The 15,744-nt window shown below is 63.6% G+C and carries 14 protein-coding genes; 12 read left to right on the forward strand and 2 right to left on the reverse strand.

Features of this window, described 5'->3' with window-relative positions; genetic code table 11:
• Window positions 1-194: 194 nt before the first annotated feature.
• From D779_RS05575 to D779_RS05600, 6 genes are all read left to right on the forward strand, one after another.
• The gene (locus tag D779_RS05575) at window positions 195-1,040 is read left to right on the forward strand and encodes a hypothetical protein (protein ID WP_043750720.1); all 846 of its coding nucleotides are present in this window, start codon (window positions 195-197) and stop codon (window positions 1,038-1,040) included.
• Between the two features lie 105 nt (window positions 1,041-1,145).
• Complete coding sequence (rlmE, locus tag D779_RS05580; protein ID WP_043750725.1) at window positions 1,146-1,766, forward strand: 23S rRNA (uridine(2552)-2'-O)-methyltransferase RlmE; 621 nt, start codon at window positions 1,146-1,148, stop codon at window positions 1,764-1,766.
• Between the two features lie 80 nt (window positions 1,767-1,846).
• The gene (gene ftsH / locus D779_RS05585; RefSeq protein ID WP_198295672.1) at window positions 1,847-3,754 is read left to right on the forward strand and encodes an ATP-dependent zinc metalloprotease FtsH; all 1,908 of its coding nucleotides are present in this window, start codon (window positions 1,847-1,849) and stop codon (window positions 3,752-3,754) included.
• A 3-nt stretch (window positions 3,755-3,757) separates the two neighbouring features.
• Window positions 3,758-5,092 (forward strand): phosphoglucosamine mutase, encoded by a 1,335-nt coding sequence (gene glmM, locus D779_RS05590; RefSeq protein ID WP_043750729.1) that lies wholly within the window; start codon window positions 3,758-3,760, stop codon window positions 5,090-5,092.
• Between the two features lie 113 nt (window positions 5,093-5,205).
• Entirely contained in the window at window positions 5,206-5,637 is a 432-nt protein-coding gene (locus D779_RS05595; protein ID WP_043750732.1) for a type II toxin-antitoxin system RatA family toxin, read from the forward strand.
• Window positions 5,634-5,942: an RnfH family protein gene (locus tag D779_RS05600; protein WP_043750735.1), complete on the forward strand. Its 309-nt coding sequence runs from the start codon at window positions 5,634-5,636 to the stop codon at window positions 5,940-5,942. The genes D779_RS05595 and D779_RS05600 overlap by 4 nt, the downstream gene beginning before the upstream one ends.
• A gap of 1 nt (window position 5,943) precedes the next feature.
• Here the strand turns inward: D779_RS05600 and D779_RS05605 are convergent, their stop codons facing one another.
• A complete protein-coding gene (locus D779_RS05605; RefSeq protein ID WP_043750739.1) occupies window positions 5,944-6,435 on the reverse strand; it encodes an outer membrane protein assembly factor BamE in 492 nt (163 codons plus the stop codon).
• Between the two features lie 133 nt (window positions 6,436-6,568).
• Here D779_RS05605 and fur point away from each other — a divergent pair, with 133 nt between their 5' ends.
• Window positions 6,569-6,991 (forward strand): ferric iron uptake transcriptional regulator, encoded by a 423-nt coding sequence (gene fur, locus D779_RS05610; RefSeq protein WP_043750742.1) that lies wholly within the window; start codon window positions 6,569-6,571, stop codon window positions 6,989-6,991.
• A 1-nt stretch (window position 6,992) separates the two neighbouring features.
• Here fur and mfd read toward each other — a convergent pair whose 3' ends face one another.
• Window positions 6,993-10,475, reverse strand: a complete 3,483-nt coding sequence (mfd, locus tag D779_RS05615) for a transcription-repair coupling factor (RefSeq protein WP_081763346.1) — start codon at window positions 10,473-10,475, stop codon at window positions 6,993-6,995.
• Window positions 10,476-10,985: 510 nt separating this feature from the next.
• Here mfd and D779_RS05620 point away from each other — a divergent pair.
• From D779_RS05620 to cheD, 5 genes are all read left to right on the forward strand, one after another.
• On the forward strand, window positions 10,986-11,351 hold the full coding sequence (locus tag D779_RS05620; protein ID WP_043750745.1) for a response regulator: 366 nt from the start codon (window positions 10,986-10,988) through the stop codon (window positions 11,349-11,351).
• A gap of 34 nt (window positions 11,352-11,385) precedes the next feature.
• The gene (locus D779_RS05625) at window positions 11,386-13,629 is read left to right on the forward strand and encodes a chemotaxis protein CheW (protein WP_043750748.1); all 2,244 of its coding nucleotides are present in this window, start codon (window positions 11,386-11,388) and stop codon (window positions 13,627-13,629) included.
• 48 nt (window positions 13,630-13,677) lie between these two features.
• Entirely contained in the window at window positions 13,678-14,181 is a 504-nt protein-coding gene (locus D779_RS05630) for a chemotaxis protein CheW (RefSeq protein ID WP_043750751.1), read from the forward strand.
• A gap of 106 nt (window positions 14,182-14,287) precedes the next feature.
• The gene (locus tag D779_RS05635) at window positions 14,288-15,115 is read left to right on the forward strand and encodes a CheR family methyltransferase (RefSeq protein WP_043750754.1); all 828 of its coding nucleotides are present in this window, start codon (window positions 14,288-14,290) and stop codon (window positions 15,113-15,115) included.
• 14 nt (window positions 15,116-15,129) lie between these two features.
• Window positions 15,130-15,741, forward strand: a complete 612-nt coding sequence (gene cheD, locus D779_RS05640) for a chemoreceptor glutamine deamidase CheD (protein ID WP_043750756.1) — start codon at window positions 15,130-15,132, stop codon at window positions 15,739-15,741.
• Window positions 15,742-15,744: the final 3 nt, after the last annotated feature.

Consider the following 15,744-nt stretch of genomic DNA (forward strand, 5'->3'; position numbering starts at 1 on the left):
CATGTGACTCTCTTCTCGCCGGAGACAGGCGGCCTTCGTTAGTATTCGAGTCGAGCCCGCCATGATATTTCGCCCTGGTCCAAGCCGTTTCCAAGGCTTTCGCCATCGCGGTTGAGCTGGGTCATGGGGAGGAATGCCCGCATGGGTGCATCCTCTCAATACAGATGTCGTAGTCGTATCGCAGTGGTATCGCCATGTCTCCCGAGAGTTCGACCGAATTCGCCAATGCACGTCCCTACACCCCTCTGGACGATGTCGATCTCTCCCTGGGCTCCCGCGTCAGACTCGCCTTTCTCAGGGGTATCGTCTGGAGCCTGATCGGGATGATCTATGCCCCACTCTTCACCGGGCTCGTGCTCCTGCTCGAGGGTGTGGGATTGGGCTATTTCTCCTATGTCATCGCCGCCTCGGTTGCGGGTGGGGTGGGGGCCGTCCTCTATGGTGCGCGCGAGCTGGCCCTGATCAGCACCGGGTTGGGTGCGGTCGTCGGCGTCATGCTGCTGATACTGCTGTCGGGGCAGGTCTCGCTCGCCGATGTCGCGCTACTGGCCGCGGCCGTCGCGGCGACGGTCGGTCTCACCGTCGCCTTTCCCAAGCGCTGCTCGCGCCATGTGCCCGGCAAGGCCCTGGCCGGTCTGGCGACCGGCATCATCGGCGGTGCCGTCGTGGCCGTGGCCGAACCTCTGCATCCGCATCCGTTTCCGATCTTCGCCACGCTTGCCTTCGTGGTCAGCGTCAACGGCGTCCTCTATGTCTCGACGGTGCGTTGGTGGGTCGGTCTTTCCCGGCGGATACGTCTCGAATCCCATCCCTGCTATCTGATCGAGGCATTCATCATGGCGATCCTCGCGGGCGTTGCGGCCGGTAGCGTCTGGATGGTCGCCGGCCCGCTGCTGAACCTGGGCGAGGGGATGTCCCTGATCGCGAGCGAGACCATGCATCTCGAGATCCAGCAGGCGATTCTGGGCGGTCTCTTCGGCGGTGGAACGGCCGGCGTTCTGCTGGAGATCTTCCGTTTCCGCTGGGTCCACGATATCTGATGACGAATTTGTTCGCCGGAGCCTGGCGCGGAATGTGTTAGCCTAAGCAGCCGACTTGGTTATTGTCGTCGTCTCGGCTCGCACTTAATTTCTCATTCCTGGTTCATGGCAAGAAGCAAATCCAGTCGACGCTGGCTCGATCGCCACGTCAACGATCCCTTCGTCAAGCGCTCTCAGCTCGACGGCTACCGTTCGCGGGCCGCCTACAAGCTGCTCGAGCTCCAGGAGAAGGACCGTCTGCTCGCTTCCGGGATGCGCGTGGTCGATCTCGGCGCAGCCCCTGGCAGCTGGTCGCAGATCGCGGCGCAACTGGTCGGGGACAAGGGGCGCGTCATCGCGCTGGACATCCTGCCGATGGAGCCGCTCGCCGGGGTCGAGATCCTCCAGGGCGATTTCCGCGAGGAAGCGATCCTGGTTTCGCTGCGCGAGATGCTGGGTCAGGATCCTTTGGATCTGGTGATGTCCGACATGGCGCCCAATATGACGGGGACGGCCGTCGTGGATCAGAATCGCAGCATGTACCTGCTCGAGCTGGCGCTGGAACTGGCGCGCGAGCAGCTGAAACCGGGCGGAACCTTCGTGACCAAGGCATTTCAGGGCGTCGGTTTCGATGCCTTTCTGCGCGACCTCCGGGGGACCTTCCGTCAGGTGGCGAGCCGCAAGCCCAAGTCCTCGCGCGCCGAGAGCCGCGAGCTCTATCTGGTCGCGAAAGGCTTTAATCGCTAGAGCGTCGGTGCTAAGTTCACCGGTCCACCTCTGCATGCGTAAAGAAAGACAACCACTAGGGGCTATCAGCCGTGAGTGACATGGCGAAAAATCTTCTTCTTTGGGTGGTCATCGCCATCGTGCTGATGTCCGTGTTCAACAATTTCACCGCCACCCAATCGACCCCGAGAAACCTGAACTATTCGGATTTCATCGAGCAGGTGAAGCAGGGTGGCGTCAAGGAAGTCACCATCCAGGGGCGGACCATCGAGGGCGTCAACGAGTCCGGTCAGCGTTTCACGACCTTCAGCCCGGGAGACGACGGCCTGGTCGGCGATTTGCTGAACCACAACGTGGTGATCAAGGCGGCGCCGCCCGAGAAGCAGTCGGTCCTGATGCAGATCCTGATCAACTGGTTCCCGCTGCTGATCCTGATTGGTCTCTGGATCCTCTTCATGCGTCAGATGCAGGGTGGGGCCGGTGGTCGGGGCGCCATGTCGTTCGGCAAGAGCCGGGCGCGCATGCTCTCCGAGGACCAGATCAAGGTCACCTTCCAGGACGTGGCCGGGGCCGAGGAGGCCAAGGAGGAGGTCACCGAGATGGTCGACTTCCTCAAGGATCCGACCAAGTTCCAGAAGCTCGGCGGCAAGATTCCCAAGGGCGTGCTCATGGTGGGGCCGCCCGGTACCGGCAAGACCTTGCTGGCACGCGCTATCGCCGGCGAGGCCAAGGTGCCCTTCTTCACCATCTCGGGCTCGGACTTCGTCGAGATGTTCGTCGGCGTCGGTGCCTCGCGTGTGCGCGACATGTTCGAGCAGGCGAAGAAGCACGCGCCCTGCATCATCTTCATCGACGAGATCGACGCCGTCGGACGGCATCGCGGCGCGGGCCTCGGCGGCGGACACGACGAGCGCGAACAGACGCTCAACCAGCTGCTGGTCGAGATGGACGGCTTCGAGGGCAACGAGGGCGTGATCGTGATCGCCGCCACCAACCGCCCGGACGTCCTGGATCCCGCGCTGCTGCGTCCCGGTCGCTTCGACCGCCAGGTGGTGGTGCCGCTGCCCGACGTGCGCGGCCGCGAGCAGATCCTCAAGGTGCATATGCGCAAGGTGCCGGTGGCCGAGGACGTCAAGGCATCCATCCTTGCTCGGGGGACGCCCGGGTTCTCGGGCGCCGATCTGGCCAATCTGGTCAACGAGGGCGCCCTGTTCGCCGCGCGCGCCAACAAGAAGCTGGTCGACATGGACGACATGGAGAAGGCCAAGGACAAGATCATGATGGGCGCCGAGCGCCGCTCCATGGTGATGTCCCAGGACGAGAAGCGCCTGACCGCCTACCACGAGTCGGGTCACGCCATCGTCGGCCGTCTGGTTCCGGACCACGATCCGGTGCACAAGGTCAGCATCATTCCGCGCGGTCGCGCCCTGGGCGTGACCCTCTTCCTGCCCGAGGACGACCGCTTCAGCTACAGCAAGCAGCGGCTCGAGAGCCAGATATCCAGCCTGTTCGGCGGGCGCGTGGCGGAGGAGCTGATCTTCGGCGAGGAGAGCGTGACCACGGGAGCGCAGAACGACATCCATCGCGCGACCGAGATCGCCAGGAATATGGTGACCAAGTGGGGCCTGTCCGACAAGCTGGGACCGCTCACCTATAGCGAGGAGGAGCAGGAGGTCTTCCTGGGGCACTCGGTCACCCAGCACAAGAGCGTGTCGGACGAGACCACCCATCTCATCGACGAAGAGATCCGCGACTTCATCGATCGAAACTACGAGCGCGCCCGGACCCTGTTGGTCGAGAACATGGACAAGCTTCACGCCATGGCCGAGGCGCTGATGAAGTACGAGACCATCGATTCGGACCAGATCGGCGACATCATGGAGGGTCGCACGCCCCGGCCTCCGCGCGACTGGGACGACGAGGATACCAAACGCCCCGCGGATCCGCCTCGGGGCGACTCGGATCTCTCCGACACCGGACACGTGGGCCGTCCGGCCGGGGAACACTGATCCATGCGTCGGTATTTCGGCACGGACGGTATCCGCGGTCGGGTCGGCGAGGGGTGCATCACCCCGGATTTCGTCCTCAAGCTCGGCTGGGCGGCCGGGCGCGTCCTCGGCAACGGCCGAGGCAAGATCCTGATCGGCAAGGACACCCGCATCTCAGGCTATATGTTCGAGTCGGCCCTGGAGGCGGGGCTGGTGGCCTCGGGCGTCGACATTCGGCTGCTCGGTCCCATGACGACCCCGGGCGTGGCCTATCTGACCCGTGCCTTCCGGGCCTCCGCCGGCATCGTCATCACCGCCTCGCACAATCCCTATCAGGACAACGGGATCAAATTCTTCTCGCCCGACGGCGACAAGCTGCCGGACGAGATCGAATTGGCCATCGAGTCCGAGCTCGAGCGCCCGCTGTGTACGGTGGATTCGAGCCGTCTGGGCAAGGCGAAACGGGTCGAGGACGCCAACGGCCGCTATATCGAGTTCTGCAAGAGCACCATCCCGTCCTCGATGAATTTCCGGGATCTCAAGATCGTCGTCGATTGCGCCCATGGCGCAACCTACAACACGGCCCCTCACGTCCTCGAGGAATTGGGTGCCACGGTCGTCTCGATCGGAACCGAGCCCGACGGATTCAACATCAATCGGGACGTCGGCTCGACCCGGCCCGAGGCGCTGTGCCAGGCCGTGGTGGCGGAGGGCGCCGATCTGGGCATCGCCTTCGACGGCGACGGCGACCGGGTGCTCATGGTCGACTCGCAAGGCCGGCTGGTCGACGGCGATCAGCTGCTCTACATCATCGCCAAGTCCCGAATGGCGGCCGACGCCATGCGCGGCGATCTGGTCGGAACCCTGATGAGCAATCTCGGCCTCGAGCATGCGCTGCAACGTCTGGGGATCGGCTTGTTTCGCACCAAGGTCGGGGACCGCTATATCATGGAGCGGCTCAAGCACATGGACGGTATCCTCGGCGGCGAGCCCTCGGGGCACATCATCTGCCGCGACCGCACCACGACCGGCGATGGGATCGTCTCCGCCCTGCAGGTTCTCACGGCCATCGAGCGGCTCGACATGACGCTCGACGCGCTGAGCCGGGAGGTCGAGCTCTATCCTCAGGCGCTGGTCAACGTGCGTCTCGACGGCGCCGGCAATGTGATGGATTCGACCCGGGTTCGGGAGGCGGTCGCCGAGGCCGAGCGCGAGCTCGCCGGCAGCGGGCGGGTGCTGCTGCGTCCATCGGGTACCGAGCCATTGGTTCGGGTCATGGTCGAGGGAGTCGATGCCGATCAGGTCGACCGTCTCGCCAATCGGCTCGCCGATGTGGTGCGTGACCAGATCCGAGTCTGAGAGGCTCCTCAACCGACTCAGCTCGGCCTGGTATGTCTCCGATTGCGGGTCGATCCGGATCCGGGGGGAGACACGGCTGGGTTGTCTTTCAATCGTTCGTTCGTGAAGAAATCGTGGCTACCGTCAAGAAAAGCGCCCTGGTGTCGCATTCGGCATCGCAAATGTTCGATCTCGTCTACGACGTGGGGTCCTATCCCAAATTCCTGCCCTGGTGTCACAGCACCCGCGTTCTGTCCGAGACAGAGGAGAAGATCTGCGGCCAGATCGAGGTCGCCCGCATGGGCATCCGTCAGACCTTCAGCACCTGCAATCGCTTCGAGCGCGATACCTGGATGACGCTCGAGCTCCTGGATGGGCCGTTCCGCAAGCTGAACGGCTGCTGGCGCTTCACCGCGCTGCGCGAGGATGCCTCCAAGGTGGAGCTGGAGCTGGAGTTCGAGTTCTCGGGCAAGCTGATCGACAAGGCCTTCGGCAGCGTCTTCAACCAGATCGCCAACACCCTGGTCGATGCCTTCTGCAAGCGTGCCGACGAGGTCTACAGATGACCGACTATCTGCAGGTCTCGGTCGCCTTCGTCGGGGCCGATGAGCAATTCCTGCGCAATCTGGAGGTCCCCGCCGGGACCAGCGTCGAGGAGACGATCGCCCAGTCCGGCGTGCTGGCGCGTTTTCCCGAGATCGACCTGGCGGTCAACAAGGTCGGCATCTTCGGCAAGCTCGCGAAGCTGAACCAGGTTCCCCAGGACGGCGACCGGATCGAGATCTACCGCCCGCTCATTGCCGATCCCAAGGCCGCGCGCAAACAGCGGGCGGCCGGAGCGGCAGGCGGTCGCAAGCCGGCCGCGGCCTGAACTAGTCCTTGGGTTCCAGACCGACCGCCTCCAGACTGCGTTTGATCAGCCCCTTGCGGTGCTCGTAGTCCGGCACGGTGACGAGGATCTCGGTCGGCTCCTGGCTCGCCTTGCGCTGGGGATCGGGGCGCATGTCGCCGGCGATGCGCACCAGTGCGTCATCCTCGAAATAGAGCGTCAGCGAGCGTTCCTCCATCTGGTCGTGTCCGCGTTTGATCGTGTAGACGTAATCCCAGCGATTCGTATGGAAGAAGTCGATGAGCAACGGTGTGCCCAGCAGGAATTCGACCTGACGCTTGGTCATGCCGAGTTCGAGATCGTCGACCATCTGCTCGGTGATGATATTGCCCTGCTGAACCGTCATCTTATAGACGAAGGGCAGGTCTTCCAGAACCGATGACTGGTAGTCGTCCGGTTTCTTGTCCCGCGCGCATCCCGCAACTGCCAGGACCGCAAGCCAGCCAATGATCGGAAAATTGAGTATCTTTCGCATCTTGCTCTGATAACGACTTTGCGATAAACCGCAGCATCATACAGCAGCGCCGGTCCCCCTTGACAGGGGCGCATGGCAAGGCATGCCGTCAAGGGCCATCGAGAGCCCGACGGTACCTGACGGAGACATCCAATTGGAAAGCCAGCAGATCAAACAGGCTGGACTCAAGGTCACGGCACCTCGGGTCAAGATATTGAGCATCCTCGAGAATTGCGGAAAGCGACATCTCAGCGCCGAGGACGTCTACAAGGAGCTCCTGAGCCAGCAGGAAGAGATCGGTCTGGCGACCGTCTATCGCGTGCTCACCCAGTTCGAGAGCGCCGGCCTCGTTTGCCGGCGCCATTTCGAGGGCGGCCAGTCCGTGTTCGAGCTCAACAGCGGCGAGCATCACGACCATCTGGTGTGCGTCAAGTGCGGCAAGATCGTCGAGTTCGCCGATTCCATCATCGAGGAGCGCCAGGCACGGATCGCCGCCGAGAACGGGTTCGAGATCGAGGAGCATTCATTGGTCATCTACGGCGTCTGCTCGGAGTCGGGGTGCCAGAAGAAGGCCTGAACTAGCCGGTCAGCTCGTCGATCACCGCATTGGCTTGCCGTAGTCGCTGCTGCGGCTCGGGCATGGCGCGGAAGAACTTGAGCTTGTCCCCGCCCTCGAGCTTGAACTCCTTGGGCTTGGCCTGGATCAGTCGGATGAGGTTGACCGGCTCGATCTTGGGTTCGTCGCCGAAGAGGATGCGTCCGCTCGCGGGGCCCGCCTCGATCTTGCGGATGCCGTAGGGCTGGACCCTGAGCTTGAGCTCGGTGATCTCGAGCAGGTTCCTGGCCGGCTCGGGGAGCAGCCCGAAGCGGTCGATCATCTCGACCTGCAGCTCCTTCAGCTCCTCGGGATTCCGGGCGCTGGCGATGCGCTTGTACATCACCAGGCGCGCATGCACGTCCGGAAGATAGTCGCTCGGCAGCAGGGCCGGGACGCCGAGATCGATCTCGGTGCCGTGATCGAGCGGGCGGTCCAGCTCGGGCGAGCGTCCGGCCTTGAGCGCCTCGACCGCGCGTTCCAGCAGTTCCATGTAGAGGGTGAATCCGATCTCGGCGATCTGCCCCGACTGCTCGTCCCCGAGCAGTTCGCCCGCGCCGCGGATCTCCAGGTCGTGAGTCGCCAGGGTGAAGCCGGCGCCCAGGTCCTCCATCGACTCGATCGCCTCCAGCCGTTTCTTGGCGTCGGCCGTCATGGCCTTGGTCGGCGGGGTCAATAGATAGGCGTAGGCGCGGTGGTGCGAGCGTCCGACCCGCCCGCGCAGCTGATGGAGCTGCGCCAGGCCTAGCTTGTCGGCCCGGTTGATGACGATGGTGTTGGCGCTCGGGACGTCGATGCCGCTCTCGACGATGGTGGTGCAGACCAGCAGGTTGAAGCGCTGGTGATAGAAGTCGCGCATCACCCGCTCCAGGTCGCGCTCGCGCATCTGTCCGTGCGCCACCTGGAGCCGGGCCTCCGGGATCAGCTCCTGGAGCTTCTGGGCCTGGTTCTCGATCGTCTCCACCTCGTTGTGGAGGAAATAGACCTGGCCGCCGCGCTTGAGCTCGCGCAGCACTGCCTCCTGGACCAGGGCGTCGTTCCAGGGGCTGACGAAGGTCTTGATGGGATGGCGCTCGACCGGCGGCGTGGCGATGATGGAGAGATCGCGCATGCCGGACATGGCCATGTTGAGGGTGCGCGGGATGGGCGTGGCGGTCAGGGTCAGGACGTCGACCTCGCTGCGCAGGTTCTTGAGCTGCTCCTTGTGACGCACCCCGAAGCGGTGCTCCTCGTCGATGATGGCGAGCCCCAGGTTCTTGAACCGGATGCTGGGCTGGAGCAGCTTGTGCGTGCCGACCACGATGTCGACGGTGCCCTCGGCCAGCCCGTCCAGCACGCCCTTCTGCTCCTTGGCGGTGCGGAAGCGCGACAGGCTCTCGACCCGGATCGGCCAGTCGGCGAAGCGGTCGGAGAAATTCTCGAAATGCTGCTGGGCCAGCAAGGTGGTGGGCACCAGCACCGCGACCTGGCGTCCGCCGTTGACCGCCATGAAGGCGGCGCGCATGGCGACCTCGGTCTTGCCGAAGCCGACGTCGCCGCACACCACCCGGTCCATGGGCTTGTCGGAGGCCATGTCGTCCAGGACCGATTCGATCGCCCTTAGCTGATCCGGGGTCTCCTCGAAGGCGAAGGCCGCGGCGAAGGCGGCGTACTCCTCGCCGCCCTCGGGACAGGCGACGCCCTGACGCGCCGCCCGGCGCGCATAGATGTCCAGGAGTTCGGCCGCCACGTCGTGGGCCTTCTGCGCGGCCTTGCGCTTGACCTTCTCCCACTGGTCGCCGCCCAGTCGGTGCAGCGGGGCGCTCTCGGGCGAGGTCCCCGTGTAGCGCGAGATGAGATGCAGCGAGCTGACCGGGACGTAGAGCCGGTCGCCGTTGGCATATTCCAGGGCGAGGAATTCGGCGGTCATGCCGCCGACGTCCAGCGTCTGCAGTCCCAGGTAGCGGCCGACGCCGTGCTCCTCGTGGACGACCGGCGCACCCTCGGTGAGCTCGGTGAGGTTGCGGACGATGGCATCGCTGTCGCGCTCGCGGGTGCGGCGGCGCCGCTCCTGGCGCACGCGTTCGCCATAGAGCTGAGTTTCGGTGACGACGGCGATGCCGGCGTCCTCCAGCAGCAGCCCCTGCTCGAGCGGGGCGACCGTCAGGCCGATGGCGTCCTTTCCGGCGAGGAATCCGTCCCATCCGGCGAACTGACGCGGACGGATGCCGAAGCCGGCCAGGTGTTCGGCCAGCATCTCGCGCCGGCCCGTGCTCTCGGCGACGAACAGGGTGCGGCGGTCCGGTGCGGCGATGAAGTCCTCGAGTGCCTGCGCGGGCTTGGCGGCGCGCGCCTGAATGGCGAGCGGAGGCAATAGCGCGGTGGCGAAATTGGCTAGACTCGCATAGCCGCGACGCCGTTCCGCGATCTCGTGCGACTGGTAGTTGACGCCGGAGAGACCGTTGAGCGCCGAGGCGAGCTGGTCGGGTTCGAGATAGAGCCGGTTCGGTGCCAGCAGCGGGCGTTCGCGATCATGACGCCGCTGTTCGTATCGCTGCGTGACGCCGTCGAAGAAGGCGGAGGCCGTTTCCCTGGAATCCTGGGACTCGAAGACCAGTGTCGCGCTCGGCAGATAGTCGAAGAGCGTCGCCGTCTCCTCGAAGAAGAGCGGCAGATAGTATTCGAGTCCCCCTGGCGTGCGGCCCTCGGAGACGTCGCGGTAGACGAGGCTGGATTGGGGATCGCCCTCGAGGCTCGCCCGGTAGCTCCTTCTGAAGCCCGCGATCGCCTCCTCGTCGAAGGGGAACTCGCGTGCCGGAAGTACCCGGATCCGGTCGATGCGGTCGCGTGTGCGCTGGGTCTCCGGATCGAAGGTTCGGATGCTCTCCACCTCGAGGTCGAAAAGATCCACCCGGAGAGGGGCTTGGCAGCCCATCGGGAAGACGTCCAGCAGCGATCCGCGCACCGCGTACTCGCCGTGTCCCATGACCTGCGAGACACAGGAATAGCCGGCGCGCTCGAGACGACGACGCATGGCATCCAAATCCAAGCGGTCGCCGACCTTGAGATCCAAGGATTGACTGTCCACATAATGGCGTGGGGGAAGGCGCTGCATCAGGGTTCCGACCGGGACCACCAGGACACCTCGGGCGAGCTCCGGCAGTCGGTGCAGTGTCAGAAGACGTTCGGAGACCAGCTCGGGCAGCGGCGAAAAGATGTCGTAGGGCAATGTCTCCCAGTCCGGAAAGCCCAGCACCGGGAACTCGGCATCGGAGAGAAAGAAATCCAGTTCCTCGCGCAGCCGACCGGCGGCTTGAACGTCGCTTGCGACGACCAGGATCAGGCCATCATGCACCTTGGCGGCGTTGGCGACGGCCAGACCGGGCGAGGCGCCATGGAGGCGCCCCCACAGCATGCGCTCGCCGGGTCGGCGAGGCAGCGATGGCGCCAGGGCTGAAGAGAGATGGACTGGATCTTCCGGTCGCATGGACGGCATTACCTCCTGTCGTCGAATAGGATGGAATTTTCGCATACCGCACCTGGGCCTGCAGTCGTACATTGGAGCCGCATCGAGGGCGGGGTTTCCTTCCACGACCCCCGATGGGTCGCAGGACGCTCGTGCGGTGCTTGGGGGGTGTGATGGGGTTCAATAATTCGGCCGGGAGAGGATCTCTGTCATTGTCCTGGTGGCTTATCGGACATATAGACGGAGGGATCAGCGCACACACCTGATACCCGATCTGGCCGGGTCGTCCGCCATGCAAGGTCGGATCGATGACGTTTTTTTTCACTTTGCGTGGATTTTCGTGGGCGCGGGCGGGATGCGATCCCGCACACATTCGGTTGCTTGCCGCTGGCTGCGGGTAGAGGAAGCGGGGTAGAGTGTGTATCCGTCCTGGCGCTCCCGAGCGTTCGGGGCTCAGTTTCATCGAGGGCCTGGACACCTTCCGGGCCGCATTCTTGAATCAGAACGACGAGAGCTTTCAAGGCGCAGCCAATGGCTAAATCAATACTCACAGTGGACGATTCTCCGTCCATCCGCCAGATGGTGTCCTTCACCCTGAAGGATTCGGGCTACTCGGTGACCGAGGCGGTCGATGGCCAGGATGGCCTGGACAAGGCCCGTTCGGGGAACTTCAATCTCATTTTCACCGACCAGAACATGCCGCGGCTCGATGGCATCAGTCTCATCAAGCAGTTGCGTGCCATGCCCCAGTATCGCTCCGTGCCGATCCTCATGCTGACGACCGAGTCGAGCGATGCCATGAAAAGCCAGGGGCGTGCGGCGGGGGCCACCGGATGGCTGGTCAAGCCCTTCGATCCGCAGAAACTGCTCGAGGTCGTCCGCAAGGTGATCGGCTGACTCGGCCGTACCAACACCAGCGAGGGGAAGGGGAATGACCATCGACATGAGCCAGTTCTACCAGGTGTTCTTCGACGAGGCGAGCGAGCACCTCGCGGCGATGGAGGGCCTGCTCCTGGATCTCGACGTCGAGGCGCCCGACCTGGAGACGCTCAACGCGATCTTTCGTGCAGCCCACTCCATCAAGGGTGGGGCTGGGACCTTCGGCTTCTCCGACATGGCGAGCCTCACCCATAGCCTCGAGAGTCTCCTGGACCGCTTGCGCAAGCAGGAGGCGCGGCCCACGGTCGAAATGATCGATCTCTTCCTGCGGGCCGGCGATCTGCTGAAAGAGCAGCTGGCCGCCCATCGGCAGGGTGGCGAATTCGAGGATGCCCGGGTCGAGGAGGTGTGCCGCAAGCTCGAGGCATTGTCCCTGGCGGGTTCGAGTACCGGTCCCGCTCCGACCCCGGCGACCGATCCCATTCAGGTGGCAGATCGCGTCTGGCTGGTCGAATTCCTTCCCGAGTCGCTGAAGCTTCAGCCCGGGACCGATCTCCAGGCCCTGAAGCAGGCCTTGGCCGAGATCGGGGTATTGGACGTGCTGAGCGAGGATCGCGAGGGTCCCCATCGATGGCGCATCACGACCGGCCTCGATCGCGAGGCCATCGTCGAGACCTTCGCCTTCGTCTGCGATGTGCGAGAGATCAGCGTCCGTGCCGGCGATGTCGGGGTTGCATCAGCGGGTGACGCAGCGGTCGACGAGGCCGGATTCACCGAGGAATATGATGGCTTCGGCCTCTTTTCGGGGGCGCCTGGCGGCGAGGCGGTGTCGGACGAGGAGGACGATGGCTTCGGTTTCTTCCCAGATGCGCCCGGCAGCGAGACCCTGTCCGATCAGGAGCTCGACGGATTCGGACTCTTCGGTGGCAGCCCGGGCATGGATCGGGTCGCTGCCGTTTCCAACCGAAACCGTGTCGACCAGGAACGGGGCTACGGCTTCTTCGATACCTCCCCGGGCGTTCCCGAGGTCGAGGACGACGCGGCCGACAAGCCGACCGCGGCCGATACGGCTTCTATAGCCATCGCCCCCAAGAAGGCGGCCGGGGCGGCCAGGCGGCCATCCTCCGGCGACTCGTCCATCCGGGTGAGCGTCGAGAAGGTGGATCAGCTCATCAATCTGGTGGGGGAGCTGGTCATCACCCATGCCATGCTCGCCGAGTCCGCCTCTCGGCTGGATCCGGTCATCAACGATCGCATCTTCAGCGGTCTGTCCAACCTCGAGCGCAACTCGCGCGACCTCCAGCAGGCGGTCATGTCGATTCGCATGATGCCGATCAGCTTCGTCTTCAACCGTTTCCCGCGGGTGGTGCGGGATACGGCGGCATCGCTCGGCAAGCGCGTCTCGCTCAAGCTCATCGGCGAGGACACGGAGCTCGACAAGGGACTGATCGAGCGGATGGCCGATCCGCTCAATCATCTGGTGCGCAACAGCATCGATCACGGTATCGAAACGCCCGAGCGACGGCACGAGGCCGGCAAGCCCGAAACCGGCGAAATCATCCTGCGCGCCAGCCACCGCGGCGGTAGCGTGGTGGTCGAGGTGACGGATGACGGCGCCGGCCTGAATCGCGACAAATTGCTGGCCAAGGCCGCCAAGCAGGGGATCCAGATGCCGGAAAACCCTTCCGACAAGGAGGTCTGGCAGCTCATATTCCACCCCGGATTCTCCACCGCCGAACGGGTCACGGACATCTCGGGTCGCGGTGTCGGCATGGACGTGGTGCGGCGCAACATCGAGGAGATGAACGGACGCGTCGACATCGATTCCTATCCCGGGCAGGGGACGCACATCACCATTCGCCTACCACTGACCTTGGCGATCCTCGATGGTTTGTCCGTGCGCATGGGCGATGAGATCTTCATTCTGCCGCTCACCGCCATCCAGGAATCGATCCAGCCGCGTCGCGAGCAGTTCAAGTCCGTCGCCGGCCGCGGTCAGGTGGTCCAGGTGAACGGAGAGTATCTGCCCTTGGTCGTGCTTCGCGATGTCTTCAGTCTGGACGGAGAGCCCGTGCAGCAGGAGGAGGGCATCCTGGTGATCGTGGATACGGTCGAAGGGCGCGCGGCGCTGCAGGTCGACGAGCTGGTGGCTCAGCATCAGGTCGTCATCAAGAGCCTGGAGACCAACTATCGCAAGGTCGAGGGCGTCTCGGGCGCGACCATCATGGGCGATGGTCGCGTGGCCTTGATCCTGGACGTGGACGCGCTGGTGAGGCTCAATCGCAAGGCGGCATGAACTCAGAGTCGCGGACCGATGGTCCGGCTATCCGATGGGGTAACCAACATGAACGAAGATCGCAAGGATGGTGCTGCACAAGGCGGCGAGGACTCGCGGGAATATCTGACCTTCACCCTGGGCGACGAGGAATATGGCATCGACATCCTGAAGGTTCAGGAAATCCGCGGCTACGATGCCGTGACCAAGATCGCCAACTCGCCGTCCTTCATCAAGGGCGTCATCAACATGCGGGGCATCATCGTTCCCATCATCGATATGCGCCTCAAGTTCAATCTGGGTCAGGCCGAATACAACCAGTTCACGGTCGTCATCATCCTCAATATCGCCGGTCGGGTACTGGGAATCGTGGTCGACGGGGTGTCCGACGTGATCGCGCTCGATCGCGAGCAGGTCCGTCCGGCCCCCGAGTTCGGCGCCATCCTGGATACCGACTATATCGATGGCCTGGCCACGTTCGACGAGCGCATGGTGATCATGGTCGATATCGAGAAACTCATGACCAGCGGCGAGATGGGCCTGGTCGACCAGGCCCAGATGGGCGCCTATTGAATCCATGGGAATCCATCGAGCCGCTATCCCGACGGAACGAGGCTGAGAGACATGTGCGGAGACGAGGCGCGGATTACAGCGCGTTGTTCTGTGGGTGCTCCGATCGATGCGTGAGCGCGAGTTCCTTTTCACGCCGAAGGATTTCGAGAAGATCCGTTCGCTCATCTATGAGCACGCCGGAATCTCGCTCAGCCCCGCCAAGGTCGACATGGTCTACAGCCGAATCGCCCGGCGGCTTCGCGCGAACGCATTGACCTCGTTTCAGGAATATCTGGCACTCCTCGACGCCAGTCCGGAGGAATGGCAACCGTTCATCAATTCCCTGACGACCAATCTGACTTCCTTTTTTCGCGAGGCGCACCATTTTCCGGTGCTGGCGAAGCTTGCGCTCGACGCCAAGGGGCAGGGGCGGGCGCAGCTCTCATTCTGGTCTTCCGCCTGTTCGACCGGAGAAGAGCCCTACTCGATGGCGATGACCCTGATCGACACCTTCGAGTCCTGGAAGCCGCCGGTGAAGATTCTGGCGACCGACTTGGATACCAATGTGGTTCGGCAGGCGTCGGAGGGGATCTATCCGCTCGAACGGGTCGAGAAGTTGCCCGGGAAGGACCTCAAGCGTTTTTTCCAGCGTGGCAAGGGGCGAAATGAAGGCATGGCGCGGGTACGCCCCGAGGTGCGCGATCTGGTCAGTTTTCACTCCCTGAACCTGTTGGCCGACCGCTGGCCGATGAAGGGACCTTTCGATGGGATATTCTGTCGCAACGTGCTGATCTATTTCGATAAGGAAACGCAGTCCCGGATCCTGACACGGTTCCATCCACTGCTTCGCCAGGATGGTCTGCTCTTCGTCGGCCACTCCGAGAGTCTCACGCATGTCGCGGACCGGTTCCGACTGCAGGGAAAGACCGTGTACGCGCCCGTCGCCCGCAACTGAGAGACAGGACCAAGATGCAACAGAGTTTCGAGGAGGTTCTGGCACCTAATCTCTACTACGACCGCAACTTCGAGATGGACGCGGTCAAGATATTGCCGGGGGAGTATTACGTGTCGACACGCGAGATCCTGATGGTGACCGTGCTCGGATCCTGCGTCGGGGCCTGCGTGCGCGATCGGATCAGCGGGATCGGCGGGATCAATCATTTCATGCTGCCGGACGACAAGCGCGACGAGGACAGCCGGTTCGGACGCTCCATGCGCTACGGCGACTATGCCATGGAGATCCTGATCAACCAGCTGCTCAAGCTCGGCGCGCGCCGCGCCAATCTGGAGGCCAAGGTGTTCGGAGGCGGCAATGTGCTCCCTGGCTTCAAGAACCATATCGTCGGGGAGCGCAACGCGCGTTTCGTGATCGACTATCTGGCGACCGAGGGGGTGCCCGTGGTGGCCAAGGATCTGCTCGGCAACTATCCGAGGAAGATCTACTTCTTCCCGACGAGCGGGAGGGTTCTGGTCAAGAAGCTGCGCAGCATGCACAACGACACCATTATCGAGCGCGAGCTGAGTTACAGTGAGAGCCTGCGCCAATCCCGTGTCGAAGGGGAGGTCGAGCTGTTCTCATGAGCT

Origin of the sequence: Imhoffiella purpurea, assembly GCF_000585215.1 — a bacterium.
GTDB classification, from domain to species: domain Bacteria; phylum Pseudomonadota; class Gammaproteobacteria; order Chromatiales; family Chromatiaceae; genus Imhoffiella; species Imhoffiella purpurea.

Excerpts from the sequence above, each read along its gene's own strand:
- cheD (WP_043750756.1), top strand. The coding sequence starts at position 15,130 with ATGCAACAGAGTTTCGAGGAGGTTCTGGCACCTAATCTCTACTACGAC.
- glmM (WP_043750729.1), top strand. The coding sequence starts at position 3,758 with ATGCGTCGGTATTTCGGCACGGACGGTATCCGCGGTCGGGTCGGCGAG.
- D779_RS05620 (WP_043750745.1), top strand. The coding sequence starts at position 10,986 with ATGGCTAAATCAATACTCACAGTGGACGATTCTCCGTCCATCCGCCAG.
- D779_RS05630 (WP_043750751.1), top strand. The coding sequence starts at position 13,678 with ATGAACGAAGATCGCAAGGATGGTGCTGCACAAGGCGGCGAGGACTCG.
- D779_RS05635 (WP_043750754.1), top strand. The coding sequence starts at position 14,288 with ATGCGTGAGCGCGAGTTCCTTTTCACGCCGAAGGATTTCGAGAAGATC.
- D779_RS05605 (WP_043750739.1), bottom strand. The coding sequence starts at position 6,435 with ATGCGAAAGATACTCAATTTTCCGATCATTGGCTGGCTTGCGGTCCTG.
- rlmE (WP_043750725.1), top strand. The coding sequence starts at position 1,146 with ATGGCAAGAAGCAAATCCAGTCGACGCTGGCTCGATCGCCACGTCAAC.
- ftsH (WP_198295672.1), top strand. The coding sequence starts at position 1,847 with ATGGCGAAAAATCTTCTTCTTTGGGTGGTCATCGCCATCGTGCTGATG.
- D779_RS05625 (WP_043750748.1), top strand. The coding sequence starts at position 11,386 with ATGACCATCGACATGAGCCAGTTCTACCAGGTGTTCTTCGACGAGGCG.
- D779_RS05575 (WP_043750720.1), top strand. The coding sequence starts at position 195 with ATGTCTCCCGAGAGTTCGACCGAATTCGCCAATGCACGTCCCTACACC.
- mfd (WP_081763346.1), bottom strand. The coding sequence starts at position 10,475 with ATGCGACCGGAAGATCCAGTCCATCTCTCTTCAGCCCTGGCGCCATCG.
- D779_RS05600 (WP_043750735.1), top strand. The coding sequence starts at position 5,634 with ATGACCGACTATCTGCAGGTCTCGGTCGCCTTCGTCGGGGCCGATGAG.